At 53.9% G+C, this 17,710-nt stretch carries 17 protein-coding genes; 10 read left to right on the top strand and 7 right to left on the bottom strand.

Translation table 11 applies throughout. The features are described 5' to 3' along the window. Position 1 precedes the first annotated feature (1 nt). The 7 genes from G7Y51_RS08210 to G7Y51_RS08180 are packed head-to-tail and all read right to left on the bottom strand — an operon-like array spanning position 2 to position 5,791. Positions 2 to 754 carry an SDR family oxidoreductase gene (locus G7Y51_RS08210; RefSeq protein ID WP_165176375.1) on the bottom strand — a complete coding sequence of 251 codons (753 nt, stop codon included), beginning with the start codon at positions 752 to 754 and terminating at the stop codon, positions 2 to 4. A 24-nt stretch (positions 755 to 778) separates the two neighbouring features. After that, positions 779 to 1,870, bottom strand: a complete 1,092-nt coding sequence (locus G7Y51_RS08205; protein ID WP_165176373.1) for a 3-oxoacyl-[acyl-carrier-protein] synthase III C-terminal domain-containing protein — start codon at positions 1,868 to 1,870, stop codon at positions 779 to 781. 2 nt (positions 1,871 to 1,872) lie between these two features. Further along, positions 1,873 to 2,100 carry a phosphopantetheine-binding protein gene (locus G7Y51_RS08200; RefSeq protein ID WP_165176371.1) on the bottom strand — a complete coding sequence of 76 codons (228 nt, stop codon included), beginning with the start codon at positions 2,098 to 2,100 and terminating at the stop codon, positions 1,873 to 1,875. Between the two features lie 27 nt (positions 2,101 to 2,127). After that, on the bottom strand, positions 2,128 to 3,189 hold the full coding sequence (locus G7Y51_RS08195; protein WP_165176368.1) for a 3-oxoacyl-[acyl-carrier-protein] synthase III C-terminal domain-containing protein: 1,062 nt from the start codon (positions 3,187 to 3,189) through the stop codon (positions 2,128 to 2,130). A 57-nt stretch (positions 3,190 to 3,246) separates the two neighbouring features. Beyond that, a complete protein-coding gene (locus G7Y51_RS08190; protein ID WP_165176365.1) occupies positions 3,247 to 3,483 on the bottom strand; it encodes an acyl carrier protein in 237 nt (78 codons plus the stop codon). Positions 3,484 to 3,514: 31 nt separating this feature from the next. Continuing rightward, complete coding sequence (locus G7Y51_RS08185; protein ID WP_165176362.1) at positions 3,515 to 5,584, bottom strand: glycosyltransferase; 2,070 nt, start codon at positions 5,582 to 5,584, stop codon at positions 3,515 to 3,517. A gap of 3 nt (positions 5,585 to 5,587) precedes the next feature. After that, positions 5,588 to 5,791: a hypothetical protein gene (locus tag G7Y51_RS08180; RefSeq protein WP_165176360.1), complete on the bottom strand. Its 204-nt coding sequence runs from the start codon at positions 5,789 to 5,791 to the stop codon at positions 5,588 to 5,590. A 38-nt stretch (positions 5,792 to 5,829) separates the two neighbouring features. On the opposite strand from G7Y51_RS08180, the gene G7Y51_RS08175 reads away from it, so the two are divergent. From G7Y51_RS08175 to G7Y51_RS08125, 10 genes are all read left to right on the top strand, one after another. Next, positions 5,830 to 6,042, top strand: a complete 213-nt coding sequence (locus G7Y51_RS08175) for a hypothetical protein (protein WP_206214284.1) — start codon at positions 5,830 to 5,832, stop codon at positions 6,040 to 6,042. Positions 6,043 to 6,675: 633 nt separating this feature from the next. Further along, on the top strand, positions 6,676 to 7,836 hold the full coding sequence (locus G7Y51_RS08165) for a ketoacyl-ACP synthase III (protein ID WP_165176355.1): 1,161 nt from the start codon (positions 6,676 to 6,678) through the stop codon (positions 7,834 to 7,836). Beyond that, positions 7,829 to 8,056 carry an acyl carrier protein gene (locus G7Y51_RS08160; RefSeq protein WP_165176352.1) on the top strand — a complete coding sequence of 76 codons (228 nt, stop codon included), beginning with the start codon at positions 7,829 to 7,831 and terminating at the stop codon, positions 8,054 to 8,056. The genes G7Y51_RS08165 and G7Y51_RS08160 overlap by 8 nt, the downstream gene beginning before the upstream one ends. Beyond that, positions 8,056 to 8,802: an SDR family oxidoreductase gene (locus G7Y51_RS08155; RefSeq protein ID WP_165176349.1), complete on the top strand. Its 747-nt coding sequence runs from the start codon at positions 8,056 to 8,058 to the stop codon at positions 8,800 to 8,802. The genes G7Y51_RS08160 and G7Y51_RS08155 overlap by 1 nt, the downstream gene beginning before the upstream one ends. Beyond that, complete coding sequence (locus tag G7Y51_RS08150; protein ID WP_165176346.1) at positions 8,802 to 9,467, top strand: acetyltransferase; 666 nt, start codon at positions 8,802 to 8,804, stop codon at positions 9,465 to 9,467. The genes G7Y51_RS08155 and G7Y51_RS08150 overlap by 1 nt, the downstream gene beginning before the upstream one ends. Next, positions 9,454 to 10,854: a glycosyltransferase gene (locus G7Y51_RS08145; protein ID WP_165176343.1), complete on the top strand. Its 1,401-nt coding sequence runs from the start codon at positions 9,454 to 9,456 to the stop codon at positions 10,852 to 10,854. The genes G7Y51_RS08150 and G7Y51_RS08145 overlap by 14 nt, the downstream gene beginning before the upstream one ends. Beyond that, positions 10,851 to 12,752, top strand: coding sequence for a glycosyltransferase (locus G7Y51_RS08140; protein WP_165176341.1), 1,902 nt, complete (start codon positions 10,851 to 10,853; stop codon positions 12,750 to 12,752). Before G7Y51_RS08145 ends, G7Y51_RS08140 begins: the two co-directional genes overlap by 4 nt. Before the next feature lie 11 nt (positions 12,753 to 12,763). Next, complete coding sequence (locus G7Y51_RS08135) at positions 12,764 to 14,443, top strand: methyltransferase domain-containing protein (protein ID WP_165176339.1); 1,680 nt, start codon at positions 12,764 to 12,766, stop codon at positions 14,441 to 14,443. Next, positions 14,443 to 16,365 carry a glycosyltransferase gene (locus G7Y51_RS08130; RefSeq protein WP_206214283.1) on the top strand — a complete coding sequence of 641 codons (1,923 nt, stop codon included), beginning with the start codon at positions 14,443 to 14,445 and terminating at the stop codon, positions 16,363 to 16,365. The genes G7Y51_RS08135 and G7Y51_RS08130 overlap by 1 nt, the downstream gene beginning before the upstream one ends. Beyond that, positions 16,362 to 17,663: a radical SAM/SPASM domain-containing protein gene (locus tag G7Y51_RS08125; protein WP_165176335.1), complete on the top strand. Its 1,302-nt coding sequence runs from the start codon at positions 16,362 to 16,364 to the stop codon at positions 17,661 to 17,663. The genes G7Y51_RS08130 and G7Y51_RS08125 overlap by 4 nt, the downstream gene beginning before the upstream one ends. Positions 17,664 to 17,710: the final 47 nt, after the last annotated feature.

Raw genomic sequence — 17,710 nt, 5'->3', positions numbered from 1 at the left:
CCTAACAGGCCGCACCCGCATTGATTGAAAAGGTTGAACCGCTGATATGGGCGGCCCCCGGCCCCATGAGATACGCGGCCATGCAGGCTACTTCCTCCGGCTCTATCAGCCCCATGGGCTGATAGCCGCTCTCTTCAAGCCGCGCCGCGAAATCCCCCAGCGGATCCGCGGCGCCGGAAATCATGGGCGTATTCACAAAAGCCGGTCGGATAAGATTGACCGTGACATTTCGGGGAAGAAGCTCAACGGCCAGTGTTTTGGCCGCGGCTTCCAGGGCCGCCTTGGAAGCCGCGTAGGCGACAAAATATTTATCGCGCCCCAGGGCGGCAAAGGAAGACACGGCGGCCACCCGCAGGGGCCGCGCCCTCTCCTTGCGCTTCACCAAAAGGCGGATCAGCTCCACAAAGGCGAAACAGTTGACCAGCATACACTCGGCCATGAATGCCGGGTCTGTGTCACGCAAGCGGGCGCGCCCTCCCACCCCGGCGCAATACACGCAGCCGTCAATATGCCCCCGCCAGTTCCGGGCCTCTTCCAGCACGGCGGGCAGGCTTGCAAGATCGTGCAGATCGGCCGCCAGCGGCAGGCATTGGTCTTCCGGCATGGCGGACATGGTTTCCCGCATCCCCTGCTCATTACGAGCCAGAAGGATAACGGACGCCCCCTGATGAGCCAGCTCACGGCACACCGCGCGCCCGATGCCGGAAGAAGCGCCTGTGACAAGAACAACCTTTTGCGTCAGGGTGGCATCCATGCGTTACCTCTCTTCGTTCACGAATCAGACCGCCGGCTTGAGAAAGTCGTCCTCAAAGCGGTTGGAACAGGTCACCATGGGCACAACGACAGCGGGGTCCAGCGACAGACTGACCACTCCCCAGGAAAGCCCCACGCCGAACGCGCTGACCAGCAGATTCAGCGGCCCGGCGTCACGCCCGGCATAGGCGTCCACCATGGTCAGGGAGACGGATGCGCCGTTGGTATTGCCCAGCCGCTCCACCGTGGTCGGAGCCTTGGCCCTGTCCACTTTCAACCGTCTGATCATGGTCTTGACAATCTGCATGTTGGCCTGATGCAGCACTACCCCGTCATAGTCCCGCACATCCCTGCCCATGCGTGCGAGAAAGGCCCTGATGCTGTCCACAACCCGCATGGTGGAGAAGGAGGTGATTTCCATACCATCCATGTAGCCGCCGCCTTCATAGACTTCGCCATTGGGCATGAGGCCACTGCAACGTCTCCAGGCGTTACGGCATCCCTGCCAGGGATCATACAGAAAGTGATAGCCTGTCCCATCACTGTGCAAGGCCACGTCCACAGGAGAGGATTTTGCCTTTTCCAGCAGGATTGCGGTCGATCCTTCCCCGGAAAGAAAGACGGAGGCCGCCAGAAGCTCTTCCCGTGAACGGTACTGAGGCCACACTGTATCGCCGGACACCATGGCAATGCGGTTGATGTGCGCCTGCTGCAAAAGAGCGGCGCACACGGAAAGACCATGCGGAAAGCTGGAACACCCCAGCGTAATGTCAAACGCCAGGACGTGATCGCCCAGCTTCATATGATTGTGCAGCACATGCGCGTTGCTTGTGCTGGGATTGAAGTCCGGCGTTTGGGACATGAAGATGAGCGCGTCGAGGCTTTTCGCCTCCCACCCCGCTCTTTCCAGCGCCTTGCACAGGGCGGTATAGCCCAGATCCGTGGCGGTCTGCTCGGTAATGGAAATATGCCGCTGTCTGATGCCGGTCTGTTTGACGAAATTCGCAATGTAGGCGGCGCGCGGATGAGCGGGATCCATGTCTATTGTCTGCACATGCTCCGGCAGTGCCCCGGCCAGAGCTGCAATGCCCACATTGTCGAAATGCAGAAAGGCCACAGCTATGCCCCCGGCTCCATGACATCCAGCATATCCTGAACGGTCTGAAAGGCGCGGATTTCTTTTCCGCTGATCTTTCTGTTGAATTCGTCGCCCAGCAGCACGACAAAGGAGAGCGCGGCCAGGGAATCCCATTCCTCCACTTCATCAAGGCTCATTTCCGGTTTCAGCGCGCCTTCATCCAGCTCCATGATATCTTCCAGCGCAGCCAGTTTTTCCTGTGTATTCATATCTGTTCTCCTTTCCATGCCATGTGATTACACGGGGTAGGCAATGGTTCCGTTGCCGGGGTGCTCAATGAGTTCGCAAAAATCCATACGCCCCAGGCGGCACACCGCGGCGGCCAGCGAAAGCCCGGCCCCGAAGGCCGAGCAGCAGACCAGAGGCTGTTCGTCGAGCAGCCGCGCGCCCAGGTTGTAGGCAATGTTCACCGGGATGGTGACGCAGGAAGAGTTGCCGAAATGCTCCACAATATTGTTGAACAGGATCTCCCGCGGCACACGCATGAGATCGGCCAGTTTCTCAAGCATGAAACGGTTGGGCTGGTGCGTCAGATGGTATTGAACAGCGGTCTTTTCAATGCCGGCGTAGCGGCAGATTTCGTCAATCAGCGGCGGCACGCGCTCCATGACGAACTGGAAAACAGCCGTGCCGTCCATATACATGTTGTTCAGCGAGCGGTAATTGCCCATTTCGTCCCTGACCATTTTGGCCGTCTCCGCTGTGGCGGGCATCCGGCATCCGCCCGCGGGGGTCAGCAACGCTTCCCGCCGACTGCCGTCGGTGCGAAAGACGAAGTGAATCACATCCTCCGGGTTGTCACTGCGGCTGACAACCGTCACCGCCGCCGCGTCGCCGCACAGGGGGTAGGTGTTCCTGTCCAGCTTGTTGGCATAGCAGGCGCCACCATCCGTGGTGATCAGGATGACCTCGTCCACGGCGCCCGCCGCCACATGGCAGCAGGCCGTATACAGACCGGAGAGAAAACCGATGCAGTTTTCGTAAATATCCGTGCAGAACACATCCGTAGGCAGGTCAAGCTGGCCGTGAATCACCTTGCTGTTGCCCGGAACAGGATGATCCGCCATCTGCGCCACCACTATCATGGCCTGCATCTTCTCCTTGCGAAGTCGCCCCTGGTGAAACAGGCAATTCATGGTGTAGGACGCAAGATCGCAGGGCGTGGTTTTCGCGTCCGCAATGCGGTGCTCCCTGAAGCCCATCACCCGTCCCAGCCGCCGGGACGATTTTTCCGGAAAGGGAAAGCTCTTGAGTTCGTCCTCAAAGCGATACACCTGTTGCGGCACGGTGGCGCACACGCCCCGAATTCTGACGCCGTGAATGCTTGCCCGCATTGCTTGCCCCGCTCATGAGCGCTAAAAATCAACCTTGGTGCTCCGCCGCACCAAATCACAAATGCGTTGCACCGACGCGAAATTTTCAGGCACGATGTCCAGAGCGGAAATGGATACGGAAAAAGTCTGCTCCAACTCCGAAATCAGCGTCACCACATCAAAACTGTCCAGATACCCCTGTTCAATGAAATTCACACCTTCCTCAAAGTCGTAGGTCGGTTGCAGCTCCCTGAGCATATCCAGCACTTTTTTTTCCATCGCGTTTCTTCCAAGGATAATGAGAGTGTTTTCATATTTTTCTGGCAGCGGTATTTTTCACCTGTACCATTTTCAAATCCGCAAGAAAGTGTCGCGCAAAGTCGGGAAAGGCGTCACATGCCCGATCCAGAAGGCTCTGGTCTCCCTCTTCCATGCTGATCCGGAGAAAATCGGCGAACACACCGTTGGCGAGCGCCGCCAGATGCGGAAAATACCGGTTGGTGAAGTGCTCGTTCACCGCCTGATACGTTCTCAGTTCCGCCATGCCGTGGACGCGGCGATGCTCCGTGCTCGATCCGGACGCCGTGGCGTAGACCGCCTGGCTGTGCCGGCGATAGACGGACATCACTTCCCGCAGGAAGCCTATCTTCCCCAGCTCGGCATGCAGCAGGTGCCAGTACCAGTCGCCGGGGCACAAGCCGGGCCGGAACCAGTGCGGCATCCCGTCCCTGAAGCGCCAGCGGTAGACGGCGGAGTTGGTCTGGATCATGTTGCCTTGAAACAGGTCTTCCAGATCGTACTCCTCGCGCACGCCGTTGGGCAGCATGGACAGGGGCGGATAGAGATACGGCGGGCGGCTGCCGTCTTCATGCACCACCCGGACCGGGTGGAAGCACAGGGCGCAGTGCGGGCGGCTTTCCAGAAAATCCACCTGCTTTTGCAGCTTGAGCGGGTCGGTGAAATAGTCGTCCCCGTCGCACAGCGCCGCGTATCTGGTCCGGCAGCGCAGAAACAGCCCCATGACGTTTTCGGACGGGCGGCGCTGGGAGAGAAGCACCGCCCGGATGGACGGATGCCGCTCCGCGTAGGCGGTCACAATGGCCGGGGTCGCGTCCGTGGAGCGGTGATCAAGCACGATGTGCCGCACCGGAAAATCCGTCCGCTGGGCCAGCACGCTGTCCATGCAGTCGGCAATGTACCGTTCGTGATTGTAGGTCATGGTCAGCACGGTCAGTTCCACGGGCGGGACCGGCTCGCCGATGGTCACGCTGTCCCTCGCGGCAACGGCTGGCAAAGCGGACGGCGCGGCGGCTTCCGGAACGGCAAGGGCCTTGGCCAGCGCGCGCTGATCCGGCGTGAGCAGCGGCGCGTCATTGGCGTAGCGTTGGCGCAACGGCTCGCGCACGGCAGGGGGGAGCGCGGCGGCGAACGCGGCGACGCGCTCGGCGGGAAGCGGCTGCCCGTACACGGCTTCGGGCGAGGCTTCGGCCTGGGCAGCCAGCCAGTCCGGGCAGTCCAGAGCGCCTGATTCGAGTTCCAGAAGCGCTTCCAGGGCGCGCAGCCCGGCCGCGCCTTCCCGGATCAGCCGTTGCCGGAGGTCCAGCGGGCTGACCGGCTCCGTACCCCAGCTCCGCTCGCTTGCCCGCAGGCAATCCATGAACAGGCCGGCGTCCAGCGGCGGCCAGGCGTTTTCGCGCACTTCCAGCGTCCGGCTCAGGCGGCGGGCGACGTACGAGGCCAGAAAGAGCGGGTGGCGCGGCAGATGTTCCGGCAGGCGGAGCGGCGGGCAACCGGCCCCCAGGATGGCGAAAAGGCGCTCGGCCAGCGTCGTGCATGGCGTGGCAACAGGGCTGTCCGACGTATCGGCCAGGAGAGCGACGTTGGCCTCTCCCCATGCGCGGCGGGCGTCTTTCACCAGCAGGGGGAGCATCTTGCAGCGGCTCAGCAGGGTTTGTTCCACAGCGGAGGGGAGCGCCTTGCCGGCCCACCGATACCGCTGCTCCAGCACGCACGCGGGACGGCCGACAAGAAAAACGGCGCGCACCTCGTGCCTGGCCAAGCCAGGCTGCCGCCGCAGCAAACGGGCCAGGGAGCGATGAGCCGGGAGGGCAAGCACCCAGCTCATGAGCAGCACGTCGCGCCCCGCATCAAGCCGCGCCACCACGCCTTGCAGATCGGCGGCCAGAGGGGGCGGCGTGACGCCGCCTTCGGGCACGATTGTCCAGAACCTCGAATGCGCGGGGAGCAGCTTGCAGGCCCAGGGGTTGAACGGACCGAGGTCAACGCCGTGTTCCGCCAGCGCGTCGCGATTGGCGTGCACCGTTGCGAACAGCCACGGCCACGACGGGCCGAGATCGGTGTACAGCAGAAGCCGGGACATGGCTTATGCCGCCTTGCCGGCGGTGGCGCCCTTATTGCAGACAAGGGGGGAAGGGATGCCGAGATACCGCTTCAGCTCGCGCTCCAGTTGCCGGACAAGGGCGCCGTTGTTGGTGACCCACAAGCTTTCGAAACATTCGGCGCAGAGTCGGAAGAAGCGCTGCGGATCGGGCATTCTCGATTGGGTGATGTAGATAGCCTGTTGCATTCTTCAGTAGGCTCATCGCGCAGGAACGCCGATTTTCCGTGAGCATGCGGCCTTTTGACATGCCGAACCCGCTGTGCCGCCACGCCGGCCCCTGCCGCATTCCACAACGCGGCAGCGCCTCGCTCGTCCTCTTCGACAGACTCACTGTCGATGAATCGTTGAAAAACAATACATTAAAGCGCGTTCATTGGCAATATCAGCTTTTGGAGAAAAACTTTCCCTATCTCTTTTGTCTGAAAAATCATCAGTAAATTCATTATGTTACACATTTCTCTTCCTTTTTTTGCACGCAAAAAACCGACAGTGAGTCTGTCGATGAGGTTCTTATGGCTCCAGCCGGGAGCTGCTTGAAGGCAGGTCTTTGAGACTGCTTTTTCTCTTTTTTTGTATTCAGATATATTAACTTTGCTCACGAAATGAACATCAACAGTAAATATATATTACAAAATCGCGAATGCCCAATGAAGATTTCTTCTTTTAGCAATGCAGAGATATTTTCAAATCTGCATGGATTACAAACAATGGGAATTATGTCCAAAAATTCGAATATTCATTAAGCGCATATCTTGGCATTTCTCATATCATTGCTTGCAATAACGGAACGACTGCTTTCATGCTGGCTTTGCAATGTGCAGGACTGGCAGGAAAAAATGTAGCGGTTACTCCATACACCTAGCACAAAACATCATCACACGGCGTTATTTTTACCCTGCGTTTAATAATTTACCATATGTGAAAGCTGAGTGGCGTGTATCCTGTTCTGTTGCGGAATCTACGTCAAACCGAGTATTATGTTTACCTGTGTATGGTGATTTATCAACGCATTGTATTTATTTGACTTCAGAAATCATACATAAATTATTCTTTTAAAAAGGTAAAATTATATGTTTACTACGTTACAGAATGTTCGTATCGCAAGTCTGCGATCTGCTGTACCAACAAATGAAATCTCTCTGGAAGACGAAATAGAATATTATGGAGGCAGTCTCAAAAAAATTTCACGATTACGCACTCTACTTGGAATGGATCGGCGTCGGGTATGCCCACCGGATGTGACGGCTTCCGATCTGTGCGCTCATGCTGCCTTTGCCCTGCTGGAGGCCTTGCCTGACTCCCGTGATACTATTGACGCTCTGATTTTTGTCAGTCAAATGCCGGACTGGCATCAGCCCGCCACGGCCTGTGAACTGCAACACCGCCTTGGATTGGGCCAACACTGTGCCGCCTTTGATGTCAATCAGGGTTGTGCCGGATATGTTTACGGATTGTGGCTCGGAAGTTCTCTGGTGGCTTCCGGCGCTGCGCGGCAAGTGCTTGTGCTTGTCGGTGATGCTCACCCTTCAGGGCGGGATATTCGTAACCGTATCACAACACCAGTGTTTGGTGATGCCGGAAGTGCCACGCTGCTGGTCCGGGACGAAACCGCCTCACCGGTTCATTTTGGGATCGGTACTGATGGCAGCGGCTTTGAGACCATCATCGTCCCTGCCGGGAAAGCTAGAATTCCATTTCTTCGAGAGCATTGTGAAAACGAATCTCTTGTAAGAGATATTGCTGATCAGTACGGTAATATTTGGCAGATAGCAGATACCTACATGGATGGTGGTGCAGTTTATGACTTTACCATGAATGTTGTTCCTGATCATATTTGCAGGCTCATGCAGTATTCAAAAATAAATCATGATAACATTGACTGGCTGATACTCCATCAAGCAAATAAGCAGATTATTGAAAATATAGCTTTAAAATCAGGTTTTCCAAGTAACAAAGCTCCGTTTCAGTCTTTCAGTAAATACGGCAATACGGCATCTGCATCCATTCCGCTTGCTCTATGTGACACCTTTTATGAAAAACAATCTCCGGGCACGATTTTACTGTGTGGCTACGGCATAGGCTTATCCTGGGCTTCTTGTCTGTGCAAGATAGATTCCTGGAATTGCGCCAGGCCTCTTGAGTACGAGCCTGATCCTGATCGTCCTACACGATTGCAACGAATTGAACGGTGGGAACGGATTATCAAGGGAGAGCAAAACCGTTATGACTAAGAAAGAATTTCTCTGTTCACTGCAAGAAATGCTGCAATGCTCCGAAGCCATCGAAGAAACAACAGTACTCACTGATCTGGAAGAATGGGATTCATTGGCCTTTATGGTTTTGATTGCCTTTTTCGACAAATCATGGGGGCAGCGGATTATCTTTGACGATCTCAAATCCATCCGGACAGCTGCTGATCTGATTGCGATGACCAGGGGGGCAGTTGCCTGATGTTTTCTGCAGACCAAAGGATTCTGATCACCGGGGCAAGCTCAGGCATCGGCAAAGCCATTGCTCTTGAGTGTGTGGCCCAAGGGGCAACAGTGCTTGCCTGCGCCCGTGACGTACAGCGTTTGGAGGAAGCCCGGCAGGCTTCATCAGCTCCAGACAGATGGATAAGCCTCCAGCGAGACTTTTTGGAAGGCATGGAGGAAATTCCTGCCTGGGTTCGCGGGATTGCTCAAGCCCACGGCAAACTGTGGGGCCTGGCTCATGCGGCAGGTGAAGGAGTGATGGACAGCCTGCAAGGCTATGACCTTGCCTCTGCCAGAAGGCATTTTTCTCTCAACTTTCATACGCCGTGCCTGTTGGCTCAGGGATTCTGTGATCGCCGGGTGGGTCGTAAAGGCGGAGCTTTGCTTTTTATCGCTTCCGCAGCCGCAGTGTATCCTGAAAAGGGGCATTTGATTTACGGCGCTGCCAAGGCCGCCCTGGTTGCCGCTGCCAAAAGCATCAGTCAGGAGGTCGCCCCTCGCGGCCTGCGCGTTCATTGCCTGTCGCCGGGCATTGTTGACACGCCCATGGAAGGCAGGGCCGAAGCCCTGATGGGGCCGGAATATCGGCAGCATCAGCTCCAGAGCTATCCCCTTGGCTTCGGCAGGCCGGAAGACGTGGCCCATATGGCGGCCTTCCTTCTTTCTGAACAGGCGGCCTGGATCACAGGGCAAAATTTTGTTCTGGATGGAGGGCGCTACTGATGCCCAATGTGCTCATAATCGGAAATTCCGGGGCCGCGCGGGAGTGTTACTGGATTTTACGCGATGTGCTGGAAAGCGCACCAGGTCTTGCTGATTATTACACCTTTGGTGGATTTTTTGACTGGCAGGGCTATACAGGTGATCTGAAGGAGTTACAGCACCTCTACCTTGGGAGTGTGGATGCCTACACGATCCGGCCGGAGGATATGTTTGTCATCGGCATCGCAAAGCCTGAACTGCGCGGCAAAATATTTACAACGCTCAAGGGACGCGGTGCAAATTTTATGAATCTTATACATCCATGGACTTCCATCAGCAGGACAGCTCGTATAGGTGAAGGAAATATTTTTCAGCGTGGATGTACCATTTTTTGCAATGCCGTCATAGGTAACGCGAATTATATCAATGGAGCTGCGAATATCTCCCATGATGCGCAAATAGGTGATTTTAATTTCCTCGCCCCATATTCTATTGTTCTTGGAGGGGCAAGCATCGGCTCACTCAATCATCTTGGGCCGCACAGTGTTGTTCTTGAGCGTTCAGTAGTGGGAAACAGTAATATCCTTGCGCCCGGAAGCACCCTTTACAAAGGTTGCAGGGATAATTGCCGAATGGCCGGCAATCCGGCCCTGAGGGTTGGAGGCAGGAGAGATGCCTGCCAATAAATCGCTGCATATTCTGCTGGTCAATAACTACACAGCACGCGGGGGAATCCCGAAAGCTGTATCACTATTGGCCAACGCCATGACGGAACGCGGGCATAAGGTCACGATCTACAGCCAGCGTCCGGTTCCGCTCTGGTTTTATCCGCTCTACCGGCTGGGATATTTTTTGTATACGCGGAGCCTGCCTGAAGGCAAACGCCCGGACATTCCCAAGGGTACGGAAAAGCTTCAGGATATGTATCCGCTCCGCCCCGATGTGACGATTCTTCCTTACAACTTTACGGATAAAAACCTGAAAATTCAGCGCCTGAGGCAAGAAATCCGTAATCTTTCGCCGGATGTCTGCGTATGCCCCTTCCCTGACGGCACGCATCTCGTGTGGGCTGTAACGCTCCTGGGGAGTGGTATTCCGTATGTGTACTCCGAACGGCATTCACCAGGCGCCATAGAAAATATTTTTTGGAATCGGAGGGGCCGTCTGGCCGCCATGAGCGGCGCGGATGCCATCCATCTTTTGCTGCCTTCCTATGCTGGCAGCGTTCCTGAATTTTTGCGGGACAGGGTACGGATCATTCCCAATGCCGTGTCTCTCCCCGATGCCGCTGCAAAGCCGGGTGGCCGGGGGGCGGAACGCAAAATCCTGCTGTGGATGGGGCGACTGCAGGAAGAGCTTAAGCAATGTTGCCTGGCTATGGATGCTTTTGCCGCTGTTTCCCGTCAGTACTCTGACTGGGAAATGCAAATAGCCGGGGATGGCCAAGACAGGGCGAAGGTGGAAGCCCATGCGAAAGCTCTTGGCCTTGGAGAAAAGATCCGTTTTCTTGGTATGTCCACCAATCCTGAAGGCGTGTTATCAGGGGCGCAGGCTTTCTGTTTTTCCTCCCGCACGGAGGGGATGCCAAACGTGCTTTTGGAAGCAATGGCGGCAGGGCTGCCGTGCGTGGCATTCAGAGACTGCGATGGTGTGCCTGACATCATAACGGATGGAGAAACAGGGCTGCTGGCTGACGAAATGACTCCCCTGAGTCTGGCAAAGGAACTGGAGAAGCTGCTTGCAGATGATGCCTTGCGGACCAGGCTTGGCAGGAATGCCAGAACGTTCATGTCTGCATACAGCCATGCGGCGGTATTTGACGCATGGGAGAAGCTTCTCCGGAGCGCTGCCGGGAAAAAGGGCAACACTGTCATGGACAGCTTTCAAGAGGAGCCTTTTGCCAGCATGGCCAGAATGTCCGCAAGGGCCAGACAGGAATATGCCGGGCGTGATTTTGGCCAGCCTTTTCCTGATGCACTGACGGTGAGGTTGAGAGCAGCCGTGGTGCGCATGAAAAACGCCATCAGGGGAATCTGCTGCAAACTCCATAAAGGTTCCGGATCTCGCGTATGAATATTGCCATCGGTGCTGCCAGTCTGTGCCTCGGAAAAGGGGGAACGGAGAGAGTCGCGGTTAATTTGGCCCATGCTATGCTGGCTCGCGGGCATACTATCCATATTTTCGCCTATGAACATGGCCGGGATCCTGTTTTTCCGCTGGATGCACGCATTTCGCTTCTGCGTCTGCCGAAAGAATTCGGCCACGGCAAGCATTGCGAGATTGAGAAAGTGCGGGAGTATCTGAAGAGCAATGACATTGATGTCATGCTTTCGTTGCAGTCACAATGGGCCCATATGTTGTGGTGCCTCACATGCCTTGGAACGGGAGTGCCCATAATCTGTTCAGAAAGATCCGATCCTCGTTTTTCTGAAGCTGTAACCTGGAACAGGCCGGGCCGTATGGCTGTTCTCGCTTGTGCTGACGCCATCCATGAGTTGGTGGAGGCCCATATGGAGACGGTGCCGGAAATCCACAGACATAAATGTCGTGTGATTCCCAATGCGGCGCCGTTGACTTCCATCAGGGCAGATGTGGGGCTCAATTATGAAAGCGGAACCGTCCTTTTTCTGGCCCGCTTTATCCCCGGCAAACGGGCTGATTTGCTCCTGAAAGCCTTTGCCGGCATATCCGGCCGCTTCCCCGAATGGCGTTTGCGTATAGTGGGATATGGCCGGGAAGAAAAAAAACTGCGAGAACTTGCAGCGTCTCTTGGCATTGGCAGCGTGACGGAATTTGTGCTGCACCCTGAGAATGTGTTTCTGGAATACGAAAAGGCAAGCATCTATTGCCTGCCGACGCAAGTTGAAGGCTTTCCCAACAGTCTTATTGAAGCCATGGCTTGCGGCTTGCCCGTCGCAGGTATTGCCGATTGCCCGGCCATGCGCTCTATTATCAGGGATCACGACAATGGTATTCTGGTGGCTGCACCGGATGCGGATCTTCTGGGCAACGCCCTGGCGGAGTTGATGAGCTCTCCGGCCCTGCGGCAAAAGCTGGCGGAGAAAGGCCTTGAAGACTGCGCAGGAGTATACAACCAGGAAGCGATTTGGGACGAATGGGAAAGTTTCTTGCGCCAGGTCTCCGAAAAGAAGGGGGCTGCCGTCATGGATGGATTTCGTTCAGAGCCGTTTGCCAGCATGGCAACCCTTTCTTCGGCGGCAAGGCGGGAATACCTTTATCGTAATTTTGGGGAACCCATGCCCTGGTCCTGGCCGTTTTTCCGCCTTCGGGGAAAAAATCTCTCTGCAAACTTGAGGAATGGAACCATTCAAGGATGCAAGGATCTTGTGCGCAACACAGTCAATACGATGGTAAATATTTATGAATCCGTAAGGCTTGCACAAGCTGACTGGCGCAAGCTGCCGGGATATTACCGGCAGATAGCCAAGAGAAGACGGATGATTCCCCGCCGCTCACAGGCAAGAACAAGGGCTTTTTGCGATCATGCGGTACGGTTTATTTCGTTGAAAAATCGTGCGGTCTTGTGCGTGGGCTGCGGAAGCCCTGAGGAAGTGCTGCACATGAGGCGGATGGGCGCTGATGCCGTGGGAATCGATTTGAACGGCGCCGAGCCCCTGGTTCATTCCATGGACATGGAGAACCTGAATTTTTCAGATGCGGTTTTCGACGTTGTTTATTCATGCCATAGCCTTGAGCACTGCGAGGATCAGAGAGCGGCCGCCGCTGAGATGATACGCGTTTGCAAACCAGGTGGGCATGTATGCATTGAGGTGCCGGTCAATGCCGTGCCGGACAGCGTGGATTTGCATACCTGTCCGGAAGCAGATGCTGTCCGTGTTTTGTTTGCAGACCGGATAGAAAGGACTCTGGTTGAGGAGTTCATTTCCCTCAATGATCCCCGAAACGGCTCAGGAGAAGATGTTTTTCGTTTTATTTATCAAGTTCGGTAAAAGGGCTTATCATGAAGGTAAAACCTTATTTCAGAAATGATGATGTCTCTTATGATACACAAATGGAATACTTTCCACAGTTTTGCGGTATTTTCCATAAGCATGGATTGACGCAGGTTCATGCCGTAACCCTGCGGGGCCTATGCAATTATTCGCATTACCATAATGGCTCATACTGTGTTTACGAAGGTCATCCAACCCTGTTACGACTCGATAACGAACAGATTCGAAAACTTTCCATGCCTTACAGGCTGGAAGATAATGAGGAACTCGTCCGGTATCTTTCTGATATTCCTGATGAAGTAGCCTTGCATGGGCTGTATCATACTAATTATGCCAGCATGACAGACAATGAACAGTATGAGGAAATGAAGGAGGGGCTTGCCCTTTTACGGAAGATATTTCCGCAAAAACGCATTCGCTTTTTTGTACCCCCATTTAACAGCCGTAACCTTACTACCCACCGTGCGGCAGGCAGGCTGGGGCTGACAGTTGTCGGCGATGAAGGGGTGCATCTGGAAAAATCTCTCACCGCCTTACGCCTTTTCCCCGGGGTCTGGTACAGATATCACCACCATCGTTTTTATCCCGGCTCGACCTTCGGAAACCCCTCTCTTACTCTGGAAAACCTGGAGCAAGCGCTTGGTCAGGCAGTCCTGAATCCCTGTACGGGGCCTCTGCCTGTCCCATCCTTCAATTATGAGGGGGATCTTGGCCGTTTGAAAGAACTTGTCAAAGAATATAACGCGCAGGAATGGTTTGTGGGAACCGCCCAAAATCGCTTGCAGAGGCGTGAACTTATCCTTGCGATGGAGTGGATATATTCCCGTATTGGTTATGGCAAACATATTTTTGAGATAGGCTGCGGGAGCGGCAACAACCTTTTGTGGCTTGCCCAGCATGGTTATGCACATCTTGGGGGGAGCGATACAGACGCCGCGGCTCTGGCCGTAGCGGCCGGCATGGCTGATTTCCACGGCTTTACATGGAACCTTGGCCGGGGGAGCCTCTTTGATCCGGAACATATTCCGGAAGAAACGGATCTGCTGCTCGCCGTCAATTGTGTCATCTACCATACGGAATTTGATCTGCGGAAGTTTTTATCAGGTTGCAAAAACAGGCTTTCGCCCACAGGATGTATTCTTGTCGATCAGGTAGATGCCAGTTTTAACGGGCACCCCCTGAATGCAGTGTACAGTAAGCAATGGGGTCTTCCCCCTGAAGAGCGTTCTCTTCCATCGGAATATCGCGCTCCACGCATCACCATGGCAGAGGCTAGGGATGCCGCCCGGAGAAGCGGTATGCATCTTGTCGCCGCGCTGCCATCTCTTCAGAAAATCCCCCGTGTCATTTACATATTCAGTTGCCAGCCCGATCCGCCGGAACTGAGGGGGGCGCCTCCCGCCCTGCCTCTCCCCGAAGCAATGGTTCAGCCGACGATACAGGCCATTTTTCTGTCCGGCCTTTTTGATTGGGCCTGGTACAGAAAACAATATGTCAGAGGCCCGGAAGTTATGGATCCGCTGGAGCACTATGTGCGTTTCGGCGCGTCCAAAGGGTATTGGCCCAATCCTGATTTTGATTCGGAAAAATATCGGCGCACGCACATGAACATGATGGCTTCCCCCACAAATCCGCTCCTGCATTCTCTGCTTTACATGCCATGTTCCAGAAAAAGGAAAGAATCCTGATGCCAAGAATGCTCGTCTTTTTTGGAACACCCGGGTCGGGCTATGAGGAGCTAGCCTGGCTTTTGCATATCAATTCAGCCGCCCTGGAAAAGGCGGGTTGGATATATTTTGCTGAAGACTACTCCTGGAGCCCTGCTTATCCCCGGATACCTTCGAGCGCGCGGATGTTCGAAATTTTCAAAAACGCTTGCAAGGGTAGGCCCAACGCCCGCAAGGAGATGTTCGCCTATTTGAAAAAATTGAATGCTGTTCTGGAGTTGGGAAATGATGTCCTGCTCAGCGGCGGCTTTCCGAACTTTTCGGCTTTACAGAAGTTTTTGAATACAGGAAAAGGGTTTTCTGCGATTGCACATGCTGCCATTGAAGTAAAGCTACTGCTTGGGCGCCCTGACAGGAGTATCGACTTTCTTTATCGCCAATATTTATTTCGTGATGTTCCCAATCTGTTGGAATACATGAAAAATACTGTTGACTACGATGCTTTTCATAATCCGGAGCAGATAGCGGCGGATTTCAGTGGCGTACCTGAGGTGAATATATGGCTGCACCGTGACAGTGATCCCACCATTCTTGTAAAGGAACACAAAAAAGTACTTTGTGAACTGCTGCATATTGATCAATTCGACAATAATGCTGAAAAACTCATGCCCAAAAGTATTGCAGGTTTTGAAATTTTATACGCATTGCGAACTATACAGATATATACAAATAGTTGGCCTGAGGATATTCTTGCGGCAATACGCAAAATGGAAGAAAATCTTGGCCTTCCATGGCAGCCGCTCTGTCAGGCTTCAGGCAACAAATTCAAAGTTCCGGACTACGCTTCAATTACGCCACAAATTGCCGGAGAATTTGCGCGCCATCTTGACACAACAGAAAAGAAGGCTGTTATCCGTCATTTGTACCGTGAACAGCAGATACCCGCCGACGTGAAAAAAACATTGCTTGAGGCCCTTTCCCCGGGTGCGCCGGAGTATGTTTTTTGCAAGTCCGCTAGCAAGCCAAAAATTTCTGTCCTCACACTGAGTCATAACCATGTGCGCTATATAGCGCAGAATATTGAAAGCGTTATCGCCCAGAAAACGGACGCAACTTTGGAGCACATCATTCTGGATGATGCTTCAGACGATGGGACGCAGGCTGTCATAGAAAGCTATGCGTCAAGATACCCGCATATCCGTCCCATTTATCTGCGCAAGCGGGCCGGTCACGGAGAAAATGTACGAGAGCTTTTTGCTGCCTGCAACAGCGAATACGCTGCCCTTTGCGATGGGGATGATTACTTTTCCGATGCAAACAAGCTCCACAAGCAGATGGAGTTTCTGGATCAATACAAGGAATGCGCCCTGTGTTTTCATCGGGTGGATGTTCTCTATGAAGACGGCTCGCCTTCTCGCGCATATCCGCCTGAAGATATGCTGCCCCGTGGCTTGCGGCCGTTTTACCACATTCAGGATCTTTTGCAGGGCAATTTCATACAGACTAATTCGGTAATGTACCGCTGGCGCTTTCGGGAAGGATTGCCGGAGTGGTTTGACCCTACGCTTATTCCGGGTGACTGGTACTGGCATCTTTTGCATGCTGAAACCGGGTTGATCGGCTATATGCGTGATCATATGGCCGTCTACCGCAGGCATGAAACATCCATGTATGCCAGTGCCGATATAAATCATGTATTTCACCGCAAACTGTGGGGGCTTAACGAGCTGCGAACTTATGCCGCGCTGGATGAGCATTTCAACGGCAACTATCATGCTGATCTGCAAAAGCTGGCAAACGGCGTGTTTGCGGATTTTCTTCGTGTCTATCTGGAATCAGGTGATGATTCCCTTTTGCAACAAGGATGCCAGACTTTCCCCATGTTCGGGAGGGATTTTCTTGCTGCATTGAAAATAGGTAAAAATAGAGAGGTGCTTGTATGAATTACCCGTTGCCGAACTGTGGTTTTCATTCAATTTATCAACAATTTTCAGCAGTATACCTGCAGCAAACCACACGTTGCCCTAATAACTGCATTTTCTGTGCCTGCATAAAACAGCATCGAAAGCTTCCTTCCAGGAGAAACCATGGGGACATGGCGATGGCTGATCTTGAGCATATTCTCAAAACAATTCCAGGATTCAGAGGCTTTGTCAGCCTGGGCATGTCGGGAGAAGGGATGCTCCTTGATACCATGCCGGAAAGAATCCGCTTGATCAAACGCCATTGGCCGGAGTGTCGCTGCGGACTCACCACAACATTTAACGTGTATCGGGGGGGAGAATACCTTGAAGAGCTTTTCGAGAGTGGCCTGGATGGCGTGAGCATCTCCTGTTATGCCCATACAGATGATGATTATAAAAAAATACACGGTTCAAAGTCATTCGCAGGACTCATAAAAAATCTCGAAGCCCTGAAAAATAGAAAAAAGGGAAAGGAGTATTTGCAAAGAGTTAAACTTGTGTTTTTGAATGATATGGAAACGCTTTACGGCGTTGCCAATGCCGAAAGCAAACGCGTGGCGTTTGAGAATGTTGCGAGAGGGTGCGGCATTGAAAGATTCAGTTACAATGACTGTTTCCCGTGGGAACAGCCTGTTCAGCCTGACGGCCACGCGTTGTGGTCGCTGCCATCTCCCTGCTCGGTAGTGTGGGGCCAAAGAGCCGGCATACTGAACATCCACGCCAATCTTGATGTGGTTCCCTGCTGCATGTTTACAGGCGATGACTTTATTCTCGGGAATTTGCGGGAGTCATCTCTGGAAGAGATCTTCAACTCCCCCAACTGGCATTTTTTCAATGAATCCTGGTGGAAAATGCAACCGGGCAATATTCCGGTTTGTAATCTGTGCCAGATCTACCGTGATAACTCACGGCCGGAGGAAGCAGGACGCCTTGCCGCGTGGCAGGCGGATCAGATCGCAGGCCAGAAGGTTGTTTTTTACGGCTGCGGAGAATCCTATCGCATGTACAGGAGCTATTTTAACCGGAGTGAACCCGTTGCCATCATTCATGATGATGCCGGTTCCCTGCCCCCTGCGATTGACGGCATACCGGTCAAAAGTCCCCATATCCTGACAGGGCCGGAGGGCAAGCTCCCCCTGGTCATTTTTGCCGCCCCTGCCGCCAGTGCAACCATTCTGAAACGCCTGAAAAGCACATTCCCCGACTATAGTCCGGAAAAGCTGATCATTTGCCCGGCCAACGCATACATCAAGCCTGACTTTTCAAGGTTGGATTGATTCCATTTTCGCAGGATGGCTTCTGAAAATATTATCTTACTAGAGCA

The organism is Desulfovibrio sp. ZJ369 (genome assembly GCF_011039085.1).
Taxonomy (GTDB): Bacteria; Desulfobacterota; Desulfovibrionia; order Desulfovibrionales; family Desulfovibrionaceae; genus Desulfovibrio.
The sequence above is the reverse complement of the archived record's forward strand: the minus strand, read 5'-3'. Positions and strand labels throughout refer to the sequence as shown.

Excerpts from the sequence above, each read along its gene's own strand:
- G7Y51_RS08190 (WP_165176365.1), bottom strand. The coding sequence starts at position 3,483 with ATGGAAAAAAAAGTGCTGGATATGCTCAGGGAGCTGCAACCGACCTAC.
- G7Y51_RS08165 (WP_165176355.1), top strand. The coding sequence starts at position 6,676 with ATGTTTACTACGTTACAGAATGTTCGTATCGCAAGTCTGCGATCTGCT.
- G7Y51_RS08145 (WP_165176343.1), top strand. The coding sequence starts at position 9,454 with ATGCCTGCCAATAAATCGCTGCATATTCTGCTGGTCAATAACTACACA.
- G7Y51_RS08135 (WP_165176339.1), top strand. The coding sequence starts at position 12,764 with ATGAAGGTAAAACCTTATTTCAGAAATGATGATGTCTCTTATGATACA.
- G7Y51_RS08150 (WP_165176346.1), top strand. The coding sequence starts at position 8,802 with ATGCCCAATGTGCTCATAATCGGAAATTCCGGGGCCGCGCGGGAGTGT.
- G7Y51_RS08130 (WP_206214283.1), top strand. The coding sequence starts at position 14,443 with ATGCCAAGAATGCTCGTCTTTTTTGGAACACCCGGGTCGGGCTATGAG.
- G7Y51_RS08140 (WP_165176341.1), top strand. The coding sequence starts at position 10,851 with ATGAATATTGCCATCGGTGCTGCCAGTCTGTGCCTCGGAAAAGGGGGA.
- G7Y51_RS08200 (WP_165176371.1), bottom strand. The coding sequence starts at position 2,100 with ATGAATACACAGGAAAAACTGGCTGCGCTGGAAGATATCATGGAGCTG.
- G7Y51_RS08185 (WP_165176362.1), bottom strand. The coding sequence starts at position 5,584 with ATGTCCCGGCTTCTGCTGTACACCGATCTCGGCCCGTCGTGGCCGTGG.
- G7Y51_RS08155 (WP_165176349.1), top strand. The coding sequence starts at position 8,056 with ATGTTTTCTGCAGACCAAAGGATTCTGATCACCGGGGCAAGCTCAGGC.
- G7Y51_RS08125 (WP_165176335.1), top strand. The coding sequence starts at position 16,362 with ATGAATTACCCGTTGCCGAACTGTGGTTTTCATTCAATTTATCAACAA.
- G7Y51_RS08210 (WP_165176375.1), bottom strand. The coding sequence starts at position 754 with ATGGATGCCACCCTGACGCAAAAGGTTGTTCTTGTCACAGGCGCTTCT.
- G7Y51_RS08160 (WP_165176352.1), top strand. The coding sequence starts at position 7,829 with ATGACTAAGAAAGAATTTCTCTGTTCACTGCAAGAAATGCTGCAATGC.
- G7Y51_RS08180 (WP_165176360.1), bottom strand. The coding sequence starts at position 5,791 with ATGCAACAGGCTATCTACATCACCCAATCGAGAATGCCCGATCCGCAG.